Annotated in this window: 20 protein-coding genes; 14 read left to right on the plus strand and 6 right to left on the minus strand. The window is 58.6% G+C overall.

Features of this window, described 5'->3' with window-relative positions; genetic code table 11:
- Window positions 1-80: 80 nt before the first annotated feature.
- The 4 genes from bssS to pyrC all read right to left on the minus strand — a co-directional run bounded on the left by bssS (window position 81) and on the right by pyrC (window position 2,308).
- Window positions 81-335 carry a biofilm formation regulator BssS gene (gene bssS, locus ACJ8IP_RS01125; RefSeq protein WP_004927812.1) on the minus strand — a complete coding sequence of 85 codons (255 nt, stop codon included), beginning with the start codon at window positions 333-335 and terminating at the stop codon, window positions 81-83.
- A gap of 199 nt (window positions 336-534) precedes the next feature.
- A complete protein-coding gene (locus tag ACJ8IP_RS01130; RefSeq protein WP_033642676.1) occupies window positions 535-816 on the minus strand; it encodes a hypothetical protein in 282 nt (93 codons plus the stop codon).
- Between the two features lie 130 nt (window positions 817-946).
- On the minus strand, window positions 947-1,186 hold the full coding sequence (dinI, locus tag ACJ8IP_RS01135) for a DNA damage-inducible protein I (protein ID WP_273974370.1): 240 nt from the start codon (window positions 1,184-1,186) through the stop codon (window positions 947-949).
- Window positions 1,187-1,261: 75 nt separating this feature from the next.
- Window positions 1,262-2,308: a dihydroorotase gene (gene pyrC / locus ACJ8IP_RS01140; protein ID WP_273974369.1), complete on the minus strand. Its 1,047-nt coding sequence runs from the start codon at window positions 2,306-2,308 to the stop codon at window positions 1,262-1,264.
- 213 nt (window positions 2,309-2,521) lie between these two features.
- Between pyrC and ACJ8IP_RS01145 the strand changes: the two genes are divergently transcribed.
- Window positions 2,522-2,809: a putative quinol monooxygenase gene (locus tag ACJ8IP_RS01145; protein ID WP_108682275.1), complete on the plus strand. Its 288-nt coding sequence runs from the start codon at window positions 2,522-2,524 to the stop codon at window positions 2,807-2,809.
- A gap of 60 nt (window positions 2,810-2,869) precedes the next feature.
- Here ACJ8IP_RS01145 and rne read toward each other — a convergent pair whose 3' ends face one another.
- A complete protein-coding gene (gene rne, locus ACJ8IP_RS01150) occupies window positions 2,870-6,232 on the minus strand; it encodes a ribonuclease E (protein ID WP_273974368.1) in 3,363 nt (1,120 codons plus the stop codon).
- Window positions 6,233-6,784: 552 nt separating this feature from the next.
- On the opposite strand from rne, the gene rluC reads away from it, so the two are divergent.
- Window positions 6,785-7,744, plus strand: coding sequence for a 23S rRNA pseudouridine(955/2504/2580) synthase RluC (gene rluC / locus ACJ8IP_RS01155; protein WP_004927787.1), 960 nt, complete (start codon window positions 6,785-6,787; stop codon window positions 7,742-7,744).
- A 6-nt stretch (window positions 7,745-7,750) separates the two neighbouring features.
- Here rluC and ACJ8IP_RS01160 read toward each other — a convergent pair whose 3' ends face one another.
- Window positions 7,751-8,332 (minus strand): Maf family protein, encoded by a 582-nt coding sequence (locus ACJ8IP_RS01160; protein ID WP_033642681.1) that lies wholly within the window; start codon window positions 8,330-8,332, stop codon window positions 7,751-7,753.
- Window positions 8,333-8,473: 141 nt separating this feature from the next.
- Here ACJ8IP_RS01160 and yceD point away from each other — a divergent pair, with 141 nt between their 5' ends.
- The 12 genes from yceD (at window position 8,474) to holB (ending at window position 18,211) form a co-directional block, all read left to right on the plus strand.
- Window positions 8,474-8,995, plus strand: a complete 522-nt coding sequence (gene yceD / locus ACJ8IP_RS01165; RefSeq protein WP_004927780.1) for a 23S rRNA accumulation protein YceD — start codon at window positions 8,474-8,476, stop codon at window positions 8,993-8,995.
- 16 nt (window positions 8,996-9,011) lie between these two features.
- Entirely contained in the window at window positions 9,012-9,179 is a 168-nt protein-coding gene (gene rpmF, locus ACJ8IP_RS01170; RefSeq protein WP_004927778.1) for a 50S ribosomal protein L32, read from the plus strand.
- 11 nt (window positions 9,180-9,190) lie between these two features.
- Complete coding sequence (plsX, locus tag ACJ8IP_RS01175; protein ID WP_071841648.1) at window positions 9,191-10,225, plus strand: phosphate acyltransferase PlsX; 1,035 nt, start codon at window positions 9,191-9,193, stop codon at window positions 10,223-10,225.
- Window positions 10,226-10,231: 6 nt separating this feature from the next.
- Window positions 10,232-11,185: a beta-ketoacyl-ACP synthase III gene (locus ACJ8IP_RS01180; RefSeq protein WP_033642683.1), complete on the plus strand. Its 954-nt coding sequence runs from the start codon at window positions 10,232-10,234 to the stop codon at window positions 11,183-11,185.
- Window positions 11,186-11,203: 18 nt separating this feature from the next.
- The gene (gene fabD, locus ACJ8IP_RS01185; RefSeq protein WP_033642684.1) at window positions 11,204-12,133 is read left to right on the plus strand and encodes an ACP S-malonyltransferase; all 930 of its coding nucleotides are present in this window, start codon (window positions 11,204-11,206) and stop codon (window positions 12,131-12,133) included.
- A gap of 11 nt (window positions 12,134-12,144) precedes the next feature.
- Window positions 12,145-12,879: a 3-oxoacyl-ACP reductase FabG gene (fabG, locus tag ACJ8IP_RS01190; protein WP_004928729.1), complete on the plus strand. Its 735-nt coding sequence runs from the start codon at window positions 12,145-12,147 to the stop codon at window positions 12,877-12,879.
- A gap of 154 nt (window positions 12,880-13,033) precedes the next feature.
- The gene (gene acpP, locus ACJ8IP_RS01195) at window positions 13,034-13,270 is read left to right on the plus strand and encodes an acyl carrier protein (protein ID WP_004719003.1); all 237 of its coding nucleotides are present in this window, start codon (window positions 13,034-13,036) and stop codon (window positions 13,268-13,270) included.
- Between the two features lie 82 nt (window positions 13,271-13,352).
- Window positions 13,353-14,594, plus strand: a complete 1,242-nt coding sequence (gene fabF / locus ACJ8IP_RS01200; RefSeq protein WP_033642685.1) for a beta-ketoacyl-ACP synthase II — start codon at window positions 13,353-13,355, stop codon at window positions 14,592-14,594.
- Between the two features lie 145 nt (window positions 14,595-14,739).
- Window positions 14,740-15,537, plus strand: a complete 798-nt coding sequence (gene pabC, locus ACJ8IP_RS01205; protein WP_197751855.1) for an aminodeoxychorismate lyase — start codon at window positions 14,740-14,742, stop codon at window positions 15,535-15,537.
- Window positions 15,538-15,550: 13 nt separating this feature from the next.
- Window positions 15,551-16,576 carry an endolytic transglycosylase MltG gene (gene mltG / locus ACJ8IP_RS01210; RefSeq protein WP_046899265.1) on the plus strand — a complete coding sequence of 342 codons (1,026 nt, stop codon included), beginning with the start codon at window positions 15,551-15,553 and terminating at the stop codon, window positions 16,574-16,576.
- Window positions 16,566-17,204, plus strand: a complete 639-nt coding sequence (gene tmk, locus ACJ8IP_RS01215) for a dTMP kinase (protein ID WP_129993391.1) — start codon at window positions 16,566-16,568, stop codon at window positions 17,202-17,204. The genes mltG and tmk overlap by 11 nt, the downstream gene beginning before the upstream one ends.
- Window positions 17,204-18,211: a DNA polymerase III subunit delta' gene (gene holB, locus ACJ8IP_RS01220; protein WP_197789726.1), complete on the plus strand. Its 1,008-nt coding sequence runs from the start codon at window positions 17,204-17,206 to the stop codon at window positions 18,209-18,211. The genes tmk and holB overlap by 1 nt, the downstream gene beginning before the upstream one ends.
- The last annotated feature ends 17 nt before the right edge of the window (window positions 18,212-18,228 follow it).

Below are 18,228 nucleotides of genomic sequence, written 5' to 3' on the forward strand. Positions count from 1 at the left end.
AATGCACTGATTGAACGGCGAAAGGCGAAGAAAAGGCGCCGGGAAAGGTCGCGGCGCCTTAGGGGGTAGGAGACGATGAATCAATGTTTTCTGCGATCAAGATCCTGGTAATCCGTAGCTTCAATCTTGGCGATGCCGGCCTCTAAGATATTGATTAATTGACGGGCGACATCTGTGGTCAGCCAAAGCGTTCGGTCTACTTGGGCTTCTTCGGGCGTTTGGTCTAGTGAAGACAGGTAATGAAGGCGTATCATCATGGCGTCGTAAACGTCGACAGTACTGATATCCCAACCGACAAGCGGGTGCGTCTGAATTACTTCATCATTTCTGTCCATAAAGACCCCTTATTGAGTAGTAACTACCGTGAGTGACTAACGAGGATCAATGCGGCTCATCATCATGAGAGCAATTACAGTATACGCATCCGCTTTCATCGGTGGAGGGGTTGTCACCTAAAATTGCAAAATAAATATTTATTTGAACAATTATTCTACAAATTCGGGTGCGAACGCGCGATGAGTAAAGCCTGTGGCGTTATTCCGCGCCGCCGGTGGGTGGGGCGGAGCCGTGCAGACATTTTTCCAGTTCTTCTGCCAAGTGCGCGAAATGTTTCTGCGTTTCGGTGTCGCGATTCTGGCTTTGCGATTCCAGCCTCAGGCTGTGGATCAGCCGTTGGTTGGCTTTGTCATCCAGGCTGAAGGCCAGGTAAGAGAAGGCCACTTCCAGTACGTTCAAGCGTCTTTTCTGATCGGCAATCAGCGCCAGCAATTCGCCAAACGTCATTGCGTCTTCGGATTTCACCTTGTCCGGGGCCATGCTTACTCCTTTGCGTTAAATACAGCGCTGAGGCGGATTTGGTTCCAGAGTAAGGGTAAGCGATGAATGGGCAGGGCGCCAGAAACAAAAAAGCCGGAGAGCGACCCCCGGCAAAAAAAGCATTGCAGTGTTATTCTGCGCTGAACCATTCGTCCGCGCTTTCCCAGGTTTCCTGAAGGATTTCCTCAATCAGATCCCGGTCGGTTTTGGCGCCCCCCAGCACGGAGAGCCCGTTGGCGCCGGCATAACGGACGTGCACGACGGCGCCTGGAAACTGGCGATTGACCCGTTTGCCCAGCTCGCTGGTCAGCGCCTCAATGGCGCCCGACGGCAGCGGCCGGGTTTTATCTATAGTGACTTCAACACGCATAATTGCCCCCGAAGCGATTTACTGTTTATTTATACAGTTAACCGTAAGCGAGGGCAAGAGGGCGAAGCAAAAATATCAGCCTTTCAGCGACCAGTTCAGGGTTTCGCCGGCCAGGAATGGGATCACGGATTCATTGCCCAGGGCGATCTCTTCCGGCTGGGTGGTCGGCACGCGCTGCAGTTCGATGAAGTCTTCGTTGAGCGGCAGGCCATAGAAGCGTGGGCCGTTGAGCGAGCAGAAGGCCTCGAAGTGCTCCAGCGCGCCGAGCTGTTCGAAGACGGCAGCGTAAGCCGGGATCGCATTCGGCGCATTGAAGCAGCCGGCGCAGCCGCAGCTGGACTCTTTGCGATGCTTGAGGTGCGGCGCGGAGTCGGTGCCGAGGAAGAAACGGTCCGAGCCGCTGGCCACCGCCTGACGCAGCGCTTGCTGATGGACGTTGCGCTTGAGGATCGGCAGGCAGAACAGGTGTGGGCGAATGCCGCCGACCAGCATGTGGTTGCGGTTGAACATCAGGTGCTGCGGGGTGATGGTGGCGCCGAGGAAACGGTTGCCTGCCTGCACGTACTGCGCCGCTTCTTTAGTGGTGATGTGTTCGAAGACGATTTTCAGTTCCGGGAAGTGACGGCGGATAGGCTCCATCACCTGTTCGATAAAGCGCGCCTCGCGGTCGAAAATATCGACGGCAGGATCGGTCACTTCACCGTGGATCAGCAGCGGCATGCCGATTTTTTGCATTTGCTCGAACAGCGGGTAAATGCCGGTCACGTCGCTGACGCCGTGGCTGGAGTTGGTGGTGGCGTTGGCCGGATACAGCTTGGCGGCGGTAAACACCCCTTGCTCGAAACCGCTGACCAGTTCACTGGCCGCCAGAGAGTTGGTCAGGTAACAGGTCATCAGCGGAGTGAAGTTGTGACCCTGCGGCACTGCCGCCAGAATCCGATCGCGGTAGGCGCGTGCGGCGGCCACGGTCGTCACGGGCGGAACCAGGTTCGGCATCACGATCGCCCGGCCAAATACCTGGCTGGTATAGGGCACCACCGTTTTCAGCATCTCATCGTCACGCAGGTGGATATGCCAGTCGTCTGGGCGGCGGATTTTCAGAACTTGAGGTTGTGCGGTCATCTAGCTAGGCTCCGGCGGTCAAATACGTCTAATGAAAAGCGAATAATGGGTTTATTCACGCCGGGGTGTAAGGATAAGCGGAAAGTGCCGCAGATGCATCTGTTTGTTGGCGACAAGTTGAAATCAACGGCGCAGCAGGCGCATAGTGACAAGGATTTCAACGATGCCGACGCCAATAGCGTCGACTTTCATCAAGTGGAAAGGGAGAAAACAATGGAAGTACGCGTTATCGCCACCCTGCAAGCGAAAGCGGGATTTGAGGCCGCAGTCAGTGAAGCGGTGCACGACATTCTCGAGCCGAGCCGCCAGGAGCTGGGTAATCTGCAATATGATTTGCATCGCGATCTTGAAAAACCGGGCACCTTCGTGTTCTTTGAGCGTTGGGCCAGCAGCGAAGCGCTGGATAAGCATAATGAGACGGCGCATTTTCAGCAGTTCGTCAGTCGACTTGACGGCAAGTTGGAAGTTCTGGACATCAAAAAACTGAAAAAGATCGCCTGAGCTTTTTGCAGGCAAGAAAAAACCCGCCGTCGGCGGGTTTTTTTAGGTGTGCAGATTAACTTATTCGTTAACCGGCTGCGGCTTGGTGGCCGGCGCGGTGGCCTGGCTCACTGCCGAGTGACCACCGGCTGAACCTTTGCCTTCAAAGTTGAAGGAAGGGCGCTGCCAGTCGCTGTGCTTGCGTTCTTCCGGCACGTAGGCCGGCGCAGGCGCTTTGGTCATCGGCGCAGTGGCGATGTGTTTGTACAGCGCGTCCTGCACGGCTTTCACCGGTGCCGGCTGCTGAGCAACCGCAGGCTCGGCGGCCGTTGGTTCCGGCGCTTTTTCTACCGGAGCGGCTGCCGCTGCAGGTGCGGCTTCTACCACTGGCGCTTCTTCCGCTGGCGCGGCTTCTACCGGTGCAGTTTCGACCACAGGCTCGTCTTCCGCTGGCTTAGCTTCAACCACTGGCTCTGCCGCTACGGTTTCAGCTACCGGCTCAGCTTCCACTGCAGGAGCAGTCTCTTCCGCTTTCGGTTCTTCAATCGCAACCGTTGCCGGGGCGGTTTCCACAGGCGCCGGGGTTTCCTCGGCCGGGGTGGCAACAACCGGCGCTACGACTGCCGCTTCTTCCGTTACGGTGACGGCGGCAGTTTCAACGGCGGCTTCTGGTGCCGGTTCGTTGACGCTGGCCGCGGTCTGAGTTTCTTCCACGGCAACGCTGTGCTGTTCAACCGCTGCGGCGACAACCGGCGCCTGCTCTACGGCTTCGGTTTGCACTTCGGCATCTTCAACCTGAGCGACCGGGTAGCTTACCCAGACTTTGCCTGATGCCATTTCCGGGGAAGCGAATGCGCCCACCAACGGCATTGGGGATTGCAGTGGGTAACGCTCGTCGCGGTAACGACGGCGACGCTGGCCGCTGACGCGCAGGTGACGCGGTGAACGACGGGAACGACGCGGCATGCCTTCGCCGTTGCCGCGGTTTTCGCCCTGGGCATCGTCTTCCGCCTGAGCGGCAACGGTTTCCGGCAGCAGCTTCACGCTGTCGTCGGCGGTTGGCTGCGCATCTTCGGCTTTCGCTACCGGCGCTTTCGGCGCCAACAGCTCTTCCGCTGCGCGCTGCAGCTCTTCTTCCGCGGACAGGATGCGCACTTTCTGCGTCAGAGGGCGGCGCTGACGGCGCTGCATGTTCTGCTGCTGGCGTTCTTCCTGCTCTTCGTCGGTGCTCTCGACCGCGTCAACGCTTTCCAGCGCTTTCACTTCCTGCTGAGCCTGACGTTTCTCTTCCTGACGACGACGCTGGCGTTCAGCACGCTGTTCACGGCGCTGCTGCTGATCTTCGCGCGGCGCTTTAGCGCTTTCTTCCGAGGCAGTTTCCTCCGCTACCGGCGCGTTCTGCTGCTGGTTGCGGCGGTTACGGCGCTGCTCATCGCGGGATTCACGCGATTCACGGCCTTCACGGTTCTCACGCGGTTCACGGTTGTCGCGTTCGCGATTGTCACGGCCTTCACCGCGCTCTTTACGTTCGCCGCGTTCCGGACGATCGCCACGGTCGCTACGCTCACCGCGCTCTTTACGGCCGGTGCCTTGACGGCGCTGACCGCGACGATCCTGACGACGGTTTTCACCGTTGCCTTCCGCCTTCGGCGTTTCGGCCGGTTTGGCTTCTTCGACGGCAGGTTGTTCTTCACCGGCGAACAGGCTCTTCAAACCACCGAACAGGCGGCCCAGGAAGCCCGGCTTGGCGGCGGCCGGCGCTGCGGCTTTAGCCTTGGCGGCTGCAGCGACAGGTTTGGCAACGGCGACGGGTTCTTCAGCCGGCGGCGGCACATCGGCGGACAGGGAGAAGGAAGCCAGGGCCGGTTGCTCCGGACGCTTGCGTTCCATCGGCGCATCTTCCAGCGGACGCTCCATGTCTTCTTCGTGCAGTTTCGGCAGCAGGTAGCTGAGGGTAGAGGTTTCCTCGCCCTTGCGTACGCGCAGCACCGAGTAGTGCGGGGTTTGCATTTCATCGTTCGGCACGATGACGGCTTTCACGCCACCCTGACGTTTTTCGATCGCGCTGACGGATTCACGCTTTTCGTTCAGCAGGTACGAAGCGACCTGAACCGGTACGATAGCGTGAACTTCTTTGGTGTTTTCCTTCAGCGCTTCTTCTTCGATCAGGCGCAGGATGGACAGTGCCAGCGATTCGTTGTCGCGGATGGTGCCGGTGCCGTTACAGCGTGGGCACACGTGGTGGCTGGATTCACCCAGCGACGGGCTGAGGCGCTGACGCGACATTTCCAGCAGGCCGAAACGGGAGATGCGGCCGATTTGGATGCGCGCGCGGTCTTGACGCACGGCGTCGCGCAAGCGGTTTTCCACTTCGCGCTGGTGGCGTACCGGCGTCATGTCGATGAAGTCGATGACGATCAGGCCGCCGAGATCGCGCAGGCGCAGCTGGCGAGCGATTTCGTCCGCCGCTTCCAGGTTGGTGTTGAACGCCGTCTCTTCGATGTCGCCGCCGCGGGTTGCGCGTGCGGAGTTGATGTCGATGGCGGTCAGCGCTTCGGTGCTGTCGATGACGATCGAGCCGCCGGACGGCAGGCGCACTTCGCGCTGGAAGGCTGATTCGATCTGCGATTCGATCTGATAGTGGCTGAACAGAGGAATTTCACCGCTGTACAGTTTGATTTTGCTGCTGAAATCCGGGCGGCCCAGCGCGGCGATGTGCTCTTTGGCCAGATCGAGAATTTTCGGGTTGTCGATCAGGATTTCGCCGATGTCCGGGCGCAGGTAATCGCGGAAGGCGCGCACGATAACGTTGCTTTCCTGGTGGATCAGGAACGGCGCAGGGCGGCCTTCGGCGGCTTTTTTAATCGCTTCCCAGTGCTTCAGGCGGAAGGAGAGATCCCACTGCAGCGCGTCGGCGGATTTGCCTACGCCCGCGGTGCGAACGATCAGGCCCATGCCGTCCGGCAGTTGCAGCGAAGAGAGCGCTTCTTTCAGCTCGGTGCGATCGTCACCCTCGATGCGGCGAGAAATACCGCCGGCGCGCGGGTTGTTCGGCATCAGCACCAGATAGCTGCCCGCCAGGCTGATGAAGGTGGTCAAGGCGGCGCCTTTGTTGCCACGTTCTTCTTTGTCTACCTGAACGATGACTTCCTGGCCTTCGCGCAGCACATCTTTGATGTTCGGGCGGCCATGGGAAGAGTAATTGCTAGGGAAGTATTCGCGGGCGATTTCTTTAAGAGGGAGGAAACCATGTCGTTCTGCGCCGTAGTCCACGAACGCTGCTTCAAGACTTGGTTCAATGCGGGTGATTTTGCCTTTGTAAATATTCGCTTTTTTCTGCTCATGACCCGGACTTTCGATATCCAAATCATACAGCCGCTGTCCATCTACGAGGGCAACACGCAACTCTTCCTGCTGAGTTGCGTTAATCAACATTCTTTTCATCTTAACTTACTCGTTATTTTTACATTATCGACAAAGCTGCGGGCAAAATAACCTCATGGCCGGAGTTAAACCGAAAGCCCCGTGTCTTCTCGCAAAGCCGTCAACCTCACGGTTGTCGCCTGCATAGGGGCGCATTATCTCGGTAAGCCTGCTTTTCTTTGTGAAAGACAGCACTTTTACTAGGGGAATAGCCTCTGATTTACGTCGACAGATCTGATTCCATTTGCCGGCCAAGCTGCAACCCGCAGCCCGCTAATTGTTTGATTTCGCATTACGTCTTACGCCATTGCTGCGTTTTTGCGCGATCAGACAAATTTTATAATTCCACCGTTTTCCCTGTTTAACGAGAATCAACGCGGAAAGTGACTGCATTATTCCACTGCTGATGCCGTTATAGCAAGGTGACTTTTCCTTAACTGCGGAAGAAATCGCAAACGTTCAAATCGGCTTGCTGCCTTATTGTCCGCTGGGGTTTCGCCCGCCGTCAGAGAGACAGTTAAGCACAGAAAAAGATGTGGCGCTATTCACGCGCTCTATTTAGAATCCCGCACCATGAAAACGAACAATCCAGCAGTACAATTCATCACGATTTCCGACGACGAAGCCGGTCAGAGAATCGACAACTTTCTGCTCGCTCGCCTGAAAGGCGTGCCGAAGAGCATGATTTATCGCATCGTGCGCAAAGGCGAGGTGCGGGTTAATAAAGGGCGCATCAAGGTCGAATACAAATTGGCGGCCGGCGACGTGGTGCGCGTGCCGCCGGTGCGCGTGGCCGAGCGCGAAGAGGCGCCGGTGTCGGCGAAGCTGGATAAGGTGGCGGCGCTGGCCGACTGCATTCTGTATGAAGATGACCACCTGCTGATCCTCAACAAGCCCTCCGGCACCGCGGTGCACGGCGGCAGCGGCCTGAGCTTCGGCGTGATTGAAGGGCTGCGGGCGCTGCGCCCTGAGGCCCGTTTCCTGGAGCTGGTGCATCGGCTCGATCGCGATACCTCCGGCGTGCTGTTGGTTGCCAAGAAGCGTTCCGCGCTGCGTTCGCTGCATGAGCAACTGCGGCTGAAGGGCATGCAGAAGGATTATCTGGCGCTGGTGCGCGGCCAGTGGCAGTCCCACTGCAAGGCCGTACAGGCGCCGCTGCTGAAAAACATTCTGCAAAGCGGCGAACGTATCGTGCGCGTCAACAGCGAAGGCAAGCCTTCGGAAACCCGCTTCAAGGTGGAGGAGCGTTACGAATTCGCCACCCTGGTGAAGGCCAGCCCAATCACCGGGCGTACCCACCAGATCCGCGTGCACACTCTGCATGCCGGGCATCCGATCGCCTTTGACGATCGCTATGGCGACCGCGAGTTCGATCGTCAACTGGCGGGTACCGGCCTGAAGCGTCTGTTCCTGCACGCTGCGGCGCTGCGCTTCGAGCATCCGGCCACCGGCGAAACGATGCGTATCGAAGCGCCGATGGACGAAGAACTGCGTCATTGCCTGCAAGTGCTGCGCCGGCAGGCCGCCAAATAATCCGCGTCACACCAGCGGGTTGATGCCTTCAGCCCGCAACATCTCCAACAGCGCAATCAACGGCAGGCCGATCAGGGCGTTCGGATCCCGGCCTTCCAGCCTGTCGAACAACGCGATCCCCAACCCCTCGCTCTTGAAACTGCCCGCGCAGTTCAGCGGTTGCTCCAGACGCACATAGGCGGCGATCTCCGCTTCGCTCAGCGCGCGAAAATGCACGTGGAAAGGCTCGCACAGGGCCTGCAGCTGCTTGCTGCGGCCGTTGTACAGCGCCAGGCCGGTATAGAAGGTCACGGCCTGGCCGCTTGCCTGGCGCAGCTGCGCGCGGGCGTTTTCCTCGGTATGGGGCTTGCCGGTGATGCTGCCATCGATCACGCAGACCTGATCGGAACCGATGATCAGATGCTCGGGGTAGGCGAGGGCCAGCGCCTGAGCCTTCGCTGCCGCCAGGCGCAGCACCAGCGCTTCCGCGCCTTCGCCCGGCAGCGGGGTTTCATCCACCTCCGGCGCGGCGCAGTCGAACGGCAGCTGCAGTTTCTCCAGCAGCATTTTTCGATAGGGGGAGGTGGAGGCTAAAAGCAATCTCTGCATAATTTTTTTCGCAAACCGTAGCGTAAATGGGTACGGCATTTTAAACTGTCGGCCGCTGTGGAAGCGAATATTGGTGAAAGGAGCCGTTTTACGGCCTTTTTCTTTGACTCTATGTCGTTACAAAGTTAATATGCGCGCCCTATGCAAAAGGTAAAATTACCCTTGACCATTGATGCGGTACGTACCGCTCAGAAACGCCTGGACTATGCTGGTGTCTATGCGCCTGAGCAGGTTACTCGTGTTGCCGACTCCGTGGTCAGTGTGGATAGTGATGTTGAGGTGTCGTTGTCGTTTAATATCGACAATCAACGCCTCGCGGTGATAACAGGGCATGCGGACGTCACGGTAACGTTGATGTGCCAACGCTGTGGAGTCCCGTTCGAACATCAGGTTCACACAACATATTGTTTTAGCCCGGTCGTCAATGATGAGCAGGCTGAGGCATTACCGGAAGCGTACGAACCGATCGAAGTTGACGAGTTTGGCGAAGTCGATCTGTTGGCAATGATTGAAGACGAAATTATTCTTTCACTGCCTGTCGTTCCGGTACATGAATCTGAACACTGTGAAGTGTCCGAAGCGGACATGGTATTCGGCCAACTGCCTCCCGAGGCGGAGAAACCGAATCCGTTTGCCGTATTAGCCAGTTTAAAGCGTAAGTAATTGAGGAGTAAGGTCCATGGCCGTACAACAGAATAAACCAACCCGTTCCAAGCGTGGCATGCGTCGTTCTCACGATGCTCTGACCACGACTACTCTGTCTGTAGACAAAGTATCCGGTGAAACTCACCGTCGTCACCACATCACTGCCGACGGTTTCTACCGCGGTCGCAAGGTTATCGGCTAAGTAGCGATACCTTGACTCGTCTAACCCTGGCGTTAGATGCAATGGGCGGGGACTTCGGTCCCTGCGTCACAGTGCCTGCTTCGTTGCAGGCACTGGCCTCTAATTTACAGCTTCATCTCTTGCTGGTCGGTAATCCCGACGCCATCTCCCCTTTGCTTGCCCACGCCGATCCGGTTCTTCTGGAGCGTCTGCAAGTCGTGCCCGCCGAGTCTGTGATCGCCGGCGACGCCAAACCCTCACAAGCGATACGCGCCAGCCGCGGCACGTCGATGCGCATTGCGCTCGAACAGCTCAGCAGCGGCAACGCGCAGGGCTGCGTCAGCGCCGGCAATACCGGCGCGCTGATGGGATTGGCGAAGCTGTTGGTCAAGCCGTTGGAGGGCATTGAGCGCCCGGCGCTGATGACGGTGATCCCGAACCAGCAGCGCAGCAAAACCGTGGTGCTGGATCTGGGCGCCAACGTCGAGTGCGACAGCACCATGCTGGTGCAGTTTGCCGTGATGGGCGCGGTGATGGCGGAAGAGGTGATCGGCATTGCGCAACCGCGGGTGGCGCTGCTGAATATCGGCGAAGAAGAGACCAAAGGCCTGGATAATATCCGCGAAGCGGCCGCTGTGCTAAAAAATACTCCGGCAATCAACTATATTGGTTACCTGGAAGGAAACGAACTGCTCACCGGCAAGACCGATGTGTTGGTCTGCGACGGCTTCGTGGGCAACGTCACGCTGAAAACCATGGAAGGGGTGGTCAGGGTGTTCTTATCGCTGCTGAAATCGTCCGGCGATGGAAACAAGCGAGCCTGGTGGCTGAAATTGTTGGGCCGTTGGTTGCAAAAACGGGTGGTCAAGCGGTTCGGCCACCTGAACCCCGACCAGTATAATGGCGCATGTCTGTTAGGATTGCGCAGCACCGTAGTCAAGAGCCACGGCGCTGCGAACCCTCACGCGTTTGCAGTCGCAATCGAACAGGCTGTGCAGGCGGTGCAGCGGCAAGTCCCGGAAAGGATTGCTGCGCGCCTTGAGGCTGTATTACCTAAGAGTGACTGATCGTACATGTATACAAAGATTCTCGGTACGGGGAGTTATTTGCCCGTACAAGTGCGCACCAATGCTGATTTGGAAAAAATGGTGGATACCTCTGACGAGTGGATCGTCACGCGTACCGGTATTCGCGAACGTCGCATCGCCGCTGCGGATGAAACCGTCGCGACGATGAGCTTCCAGGCCGCTGAGAAAGCGCTGGAAATGGCAGGTGTGGCTAAAGAAGACATTGGGCTTATCGTCGTGGCGACCACCACGACGACTCACGCGTTCCCGAGTGCGGCGTGCCTGGTGCAGCAAATGTTGGGCATCAAAGACTGCGCGGCGTTCGATCTGGCTGCGGCCTGCGCCGGCTTTACTTATGCGCTCAGCGTGGCCGATCAGTACGTGAAAAACGGCGCGGTCAAACATGCGCTGGTTATCGGCGCGGACGTCTTGTCGCGCACGCTGGATCCTGAAGATCGCGGCACCATCATTCTGTTTGGTGATGGCGCAGGGGCGGTGGTGCTGGGGGCTTCTGAAGAGCAGGGCATTCTGTCTACCCACCTGCATGCCGACGGCAGCTACGGCAGCCTGCTGACGCTGCCTTACAAGGATCGTCAGAATCAAGACAAGCCGGCCTATGTCACCATGGCGGGCAATGAAGTCTTCAAGGTTGCGGTCACCGAACTGGCGCGCATCGTCGATGAGACGTTGCAGGCCAACAACATGGACCGCAGCGAGCTGGATTGGCTGGTGCCGCACCAGGCCAACCTGCGCATCATCAGCGCAACGGCGAAAAAACTGGGCATGGGGATGGACAAAGTGGTGGTGACGCTCGATCGTCACGGCAACACCTCTGCCGCCTCGGTGCCTTCCGCACTGGACGAAGCCGTGCGAGACGGGCGAATTCAGCGTGGCCAGCTGGTGCTGCTGGAAGCCTTCGGCGGCGGCTTTACCTGGGGCTCGGCGCTGGTTCGTTTCTGATTTGAACAGGAATAAAAAATGACGCAATTTGCTTTTGTTTTCCCGGGCCAGGGGTCACAGGCCGTTGGCATGCTGGCCGAATTGGCCGCACAGTTCCCGATCGTCGAAGAGACTTTCGGCGAGGCCTCTTCCGCGCTGGGTTACGATCTGTGGCAGCTGGTGCAGCAAGGCCCGGCGGAAGAGCTGAACAAGACCTGGCAGACCCAACCGGCTCTGCTGGCGGCTTCTGTGGCGATTTTCCGCGTGTGGCAGCAGCAGGGCGGTAAAGCGCCCGCATTGATGGCGGGCCACAGCCTGGGCGAATACTCGGCGCTGGTCTGCGCCGGCGTGCTGGACTTCAAGGCGGCGATCCGCCTGGTCGAGCTGCGCGGCAAGCTGATGCAGGAAGCGGTGCCGGAAGGCACCGGCGCTATGTACGCCATCATCGGCCTGGACAATGACGCGATCGCCAAGGCGTGCGAAGAGTCCGCGCAGGGACAGGTGGTTTCTCCGGTCAACTTCAACTCGCCGGGCCAGGTGGTTATCGCCGGCAATAAAGAAGCGGTTGAACGTGCAGGCGCCGCCTGTAAAGCGGCGGGCGCCAAACGTGCACTGCCGCTGCCGGTGAGCGTGCCTTCGCACTGCGCGCTGATGAAACCGGCCGCCGACAAGTTGGCCGTGGCGCTGAAGGACATCACCTTCAACGCGCCGCAGGTGCCGGTGGTGAACAACGTCGACGTACGCACCGAAAACGATCCTGAAGCGATCCGCAGTGCGTTGGTGCGTCAGCTGTACAGCCCGGTGCGTTGGACCGAGAGCGTAGAATTTATCGCAGCACAGGGAGTGACGTCGCTGCTGGAAGTGGGGCCGGGCAAAGTGCTGACCGGTCTCACTAAACGTATTGTTGACACCCTGACGGCTGCGGCGGTGAACGACACCGCCAGCCTGTCGGCGGCGCTTGAACAATAAAGAGGAAAATGATGAGCTTCGAAGGTAAAATCGTTCTGGTCACCGGCGCGAGCCGCGGTATTGGCCGAGCTATTGCAGAAACGTTTGTGGCCCGCGGCGCCAAAGTGATCGGCACTGCGACCAGCGAGAGCGGCGCTGAAGCGATCAGCGGCTACCTGGGCGCAAACGGCAAAGGGTTTATGTTGAACGTTGTTGATGCGCAATCTATCGACAGCGTGCTGGCATCGATTCGCGCCGAATTTGGCGAAATCGACATTTTAGTGAATAATGCCGGCATTACGCGTGATAACCTGCTGATGCGTATGAAGGATGATGAGTGGGAGGATATCCTCGACACTAACCTGACTTCCGTATTCCGCCTGTCAAAAGCGGTAATGCGCGCTATGATGAAAAAGCGGTTTGGCCGTATCATCACCATCGGTTCCGTTGTCGGCACCATGGGGAACGCAGGGCAGGCGAACTACGCGGCGGCTAAAGCCGGTCTGATTGGTTTTAGCAAATCTTTGGCACGTGAAGTTGCTTCTCGTGGCATTACGGTCAACGTCGTGGCACCTGGCTTTATTGAGACGGACATGACACGGGCGTTGACAGATGATCAACGCGCAGGCATTTTGTCATCAGTTCCAGCCAACCGGCTGGGCGATGCTAAAGAAATCGCCAGCGCTGTTGCATTTTTGGCCTCTGATGAGGCCGGCTATATCACCGGTGAAACGTTACATGTCAATGGCGGCATGTACATGATTTAAAAAATGTGAAAACCATTTGCGTTATTTGAGGCAAAAACCGCAAAATAGCGTAAAATCGTGGTTTGACCAGCCGGGATTTAGTTGCATCTTTTTCAGCATTTTATACACTACGAAAACCATCGCGAAAGCGAGTTTTGATAGGAAATTTAAGAGTATGAGCACTATCGAAGAACGCGTTAAGAAAATCATTGTTGAGCAACTGGGTGTTAAACAGGAAGAAGTTTTGAACAACGCTTCTTTCGTTGAAGATCTGGGCGCTGATTCTCTTGACACCGTTGAGCTGGTAATGGCACTGGAAGAAGAATTCGACACCGAGATTCCAGACGAAGAAGCTGAGAAGATCACTACTGTTCAGGCAGCTATTGATTTCATCAACGCTAGCCAGCAGTAAGAGAACATATCTAGGCGGTCGTTCGACCGCCTAAGTTTTTTCTATCCCTAGTGTCATATTTTTCCCTCCCTGGAGGACAAACGTGTCTAAGCGTCGAGTAGTTGTGACCGGACTGGGCATGTTGTCTCCTGTCGGCAATACGGTAGAGTCCACGTGGAACGCTCTTCTTGCCGGTCAGAGTGGCATCAGCCTGATCGACCATTTCGATACCACTGCCTATGCGACCAAGTTTGCTGGCCTGGTAAAGAATTTTAATTCTGAGGATTTCATCTCTCGCAAAGATGCGCGCAAGATGGACGCCTTTATCCAGTACGGTATCGCTGCCGGCATGCAAGCCATGCAGGATGCAGGTCTGGACATCACCGAGGCTAACGCCAGCCGCATTGGAGCCGCGATCGGTTCCGGCATCGGCGGCCTGGGTTTGATTGAAGAAAACCACAGTTCACTGGTTAACGGTGGCCCACGGAAAATCAGTCCGTTCTTCGTGCCTTCCACCATTGTGAATATGATTGCAGGTCACCTGACAATCATGTACGGCATGCGTGGCCCAAGCATTTCCATCGCCACCGCCTGTACTTCAGGTGTACACAACATCGGCCATGCCGCGCGTATCATTGCTTACAATGATGCGGATGTGATGCTGGCCGGTGGGGCAGAGAAAGCCAGCACCCCATTGGGCGTCGGCGGCTTTGGCGCAGCGCGCGCCCTGTCCACCCGTAATGACAACCCGCAGGCGGCGAGCCGTCCGTGGGATAAAGACCGCGACGGCTTCGTGCTGGGCGACGGCGCCGGCATGATGGTGCTGGAAGAGTACGAACACGCGAAAAAACGCGGCGCGAAAATCTACGCCGAAGTGGTTGGCTTTGGGATGAGCAGCGATGCTTATCACATGACGTCACCACCGGAAAACGGCGCTGGCGCTGCGTTGGCGATGGAAAATGCCCTGCTTGACGCTGGTGTGACCCCGTCACAAATCGGTTACATCAACGCACACGGCACCTCTACGCCAGCGGGCGACCAGGCGGAAGCGCAGGCGGTGAAATCCGTGTTCGGCGCTGATGCCCAGCGTGTGCTGGTGAGCTCAACCAAATCGATGACCGGCCACCTGTTGGGTGCGGCGGGCGCGATCGAGTCCATCTTTACCGTGCTGGCGCTGCGCGATCAGGCGGTACCGCCGACCATCAACCTGGATAACCCGGATGAAGGTTGCGATCTGGACTTCGTGCCTCACGAAGCGCGTCAGGTCAGCGATATGGAGTACACCCTGTGTAACTCCTTCGGCTTCGGCGGCACCAACGGCTCGCTGATCTTCCGCCGAGTGTAACTCGCGCGGTTATTCGCTGATGAAAAGCCCGGTTTTTTAACCGGGCTTTTTTACGCCTGGCGTCCGGCCGTCAGCAGGGCTGCGTATTGCCTCGCTGCCTGCTATTCTGCGAGCGTAATGAAATCACCCGGCAACAGGAGGAAGCATGTACTGGATTAACGGACAACGCCACGATGCGCTGGCGCCGAGCGATCGTGGCCTGCAGTTCGGCGACGGCTGCTTTACTACCGCCCGGGTTATCGACGGTAAAATCGAGCTGCTGCCCTGGCATCTGGAGCGGCTGCAGCAGGCGGCCCAACGGCTGATGCTGCCCGCCACCGATTGGCCGGCTTTCGAGCGCGAGATGGCGCAGGCGGCAGAATCAATTTCGCTCGGCGCGGTCAAAGCGATACTGACGCGCGGCAGCGGTGGACGAGGCTATAGCCCGACGGGGTGCGAAAACCCGACGCGCATCGTCGCCCGCAGCAGCTACCCTGCGCACTATTTGCAGTGGCGCGAGCAGGGCATCACGCTTGCGCTCAGCCCGGTGGCGCTGGCGCGCAATCCGCTGCTGGCGGGGTTGAAGCATTTGAACCGCCTGGAGCAGGTGCTGATCCGCGCGCATCTTGACCAGACGGCCGCCGACGAGGCGCTGGTGCTTGACACTGCCGGTATGCTGGTGGAATGCTGTGCGGCTAATTTGTTCTGGCGTAAGGGAAAAGCGGTGTTTACCCCTGACCTGAGCCAGGCGGGCGTCGCGGGCCTGATGCGGCGACGGGTGATCGCGCTGCTGGCGGGATCGGAATACCGTCTGCACTGCGTCAGCGAGCCGCTGGAGACGCTGGCCGATGCCGACGAAGTCCTGGTGAGCAACGCGCTGATGCCGCTGCTGCCGGTAAACGTTGCTCAATCATGGCGTTATCATTCGCGCCAGCTGTATGATTTTTTGCGTCCACACTGTTAACCATGGCTGATTGATGAAGAAAAGAAAGCTGAAGGTCCTGTCTGTTATTGTTGTTCTGGCATTGGCGCTGCTGTTTTGGGGCTACCAGAAGATCGAACGCTTTGCCGATACGCCGCTGGCTATCCAGCAAGAGACTATCTTCAAACTGCCTGCCGGCACCGGCCGGGTGGCGCTGGAAGGGTTACTGGTACGCGATAAACTGGTGCGCAGCGGCCGCTGGTTCCAGTGGCTGCTGAAACTGGAACCGGAGCTGGCGGAGTTCAAGGCCGGAACCTACCGGTTCACGCCGGGCATGACGGTGCGCCAGATGCTGAAACTGTTGGCCAGCGGCAAAGAGGCGCAGTTCACCGCGCGCTTTATCGAAGGCTCACGCCTGCGTGACTGGCAGCAGGTGCTCCAGCAGTCCAAATACCTGAAACACACTCTGGCGGGCAAAAGCGACGCGGAGATCGCCGCCGCGCTCGGCATTGCTGCAGGAGAAACCCCTGAAGGGCGGCTGTACCCGGATACCTACCAGTATACCGCCGGCATGAGCGACATCGCGCTGCTCAAACGCGCCCACGTCCGCATGAACAAAGCGCTGCAGGCCGCCTGGGACGGCCGCGACACCAGTCTGCCGTACAAAACGCCGGAAGAGTTGCTGACCATGGCCTCGATCGTCGAGAAAGAGACCGCGGTGCCGGAAGAGCGCAGCAAGGTGGCGTCGGTGTTCGTCAACCGTTTGCGCATCGGCATGCGTCTGCAGACCGATCCGACGGTGATCTACGGCATGGGCGAGAGCTATAATGGCAACATCACGCGCAAGGATCTGGAGACGCCGACGCCTTACAACACCTATGTGATCGCTGGCCTGCCGCCAACGCCGATCGCCATGCCGGGCGAGGCCTCGCTGCAAGCGGCTGCCAATCCGGCCAAAACGCCTTATCTCTATTTTGTCGCCGACGGCAAGGGTGGGCATACCTTCACCACCAATCTGGCGAGCCATAACCAGGCGGTGCGCGTGTACCGTCAGGCGTTAAAGGAAAAGAATGAAAAGTAAATTCGTTGTAATCGAAGGGCTGGAAGGCGCGGGCAAAACCACCGCGCGCGACACGGTAGTCAATGTGCTGCGTGAACATGGCATCAACGACATCGTCTTCACCCGTGAACCCGGCGGCACGCCGTTGGCGGAGAAGCTGCGCGACCTGTTCAAGCGCGGCATAGACGGCGAATTGCCGACCATCAAGGCCGAAGTCTTGATGCTGTACGCTGCGCGCGTGCAGTTGGTGGAAACCGTGATCAAACCCGCCCTGGCGCGCGGCGCCTGGGTGGTGGGCGATCGCCACGATCTCTCTTCACAAGCCTATCAGGGCGGCGGCCGTGGCGTGGATCCGCAGCTGATGGCCTCGCTGCGCGACACCGTGCTGGGGGATTTTCACCCGGATCTGACGGTCTATCTCGATCTGCCTCCGCTGGTCGGCCTGCAACGCGCACAGGCGCGCGGTCAGTTGGATCGCATCGAGCAGGAGGCGCTGCCGTTCTTCGAACGCACCCGCGCTCGCTATCTCGAACTGGCGGCGCAGGACGAAACGATCGTCACCGTCGACGCCGCCGAGCCGCTGGAGCAGGTGACTGCGGCGATCCGCGACTGCGTCAGCCACTGGCTGCGGCAGCAGGAAGGCGCATAATGAACTGGTACCCGTGGCTGAATGGCCCTTATCGCCAGCTGATTAGGCAGTACGCCGACGGCCGTGGCCATCATGCGCTGCTGCTGCATGCGGCGGCGGGCAATGGTGACGATGCGTTGGCCTACGGCCTGAGCCGTTGGTTGATCTGCCAACAGCGCAACGGGGAAAAAAGCTGCGGCGAGTGCCACAGCTGCCGGTTGATGCTGGCGGGCAATCACCCGGATTATCACGTGTTGGCGCCGGAAAAGGGCAAGAGCAGCCTGGGCATCGAACCCATCCGCCAGGTGATTGAAACGCTGTACGCCCACGCGCAACAGGGCGGCGCCAAGGTGATTTGGCTGCCGCAGGCGGAACAGCTGACCGAGGCGGCGGCCAACGCGCTGTTGAAAACGCTGGAGGAGCCGCCGGAGAAAACCTATTTTCTGTTGGGTTGCCGTGAGCCGTCGCGGCTGATGGCGACGCTGCGCAGCCGCTGCCTGTACTGGCATTTGGCCAGCCCGGATGAGCAGCTCAGCCTGCAGTGGTTGGGCCGGCAGGCGGCGGGCTCTCAGACAGACCGAGTCACGGCGCTGCGCCTGCACGACGGCGCGCCCCTGGCCGCCGAACAGCTGTTGCAACCGCAGCAGTGGCAACAGCGCGGCGCCCTGTGCGCCGCATTGAGCGCCGCGCTGCCGCAACGCGATATGCTGTCGCTGTTGCCGGTGCTAAACCATGAAGACGTCGCCGAACGCCTGCATTGGCTGTGCGCGTTATTGGTGGACGCAATGAAGTGGCAACAGGGCGCGCATCACTATGTATTGAATCAGGATCAGCAGCCGCTGGTGCATCAGCTGGCCAGCCTGCTGAGCAGCGCCTCGCTGCAACAGATTGTGCAGCAGTGGCTGAACTGCCGTCACCAGCTGCTCAGCGTGGTGGGCGTCAACCGCGAGCTGCTGCTGACCGAACAGTTACTTCGCTGGGAACAGATGCTTGGCGCCGCCGGCTATTCCCAACCTCACTCGCTGTAAAGTATAAGAGTTAAAAA

The sequence above is a fragment of the Serratia sp. CY52157 genome, assembly GCF_052168495.1.
Lineage (GTDB): Bacteria > Pseudomonadota > Gammaproteobacteria > Enterobacterales > Enterobacteriaceae > Serratia > Serratia ureilytica.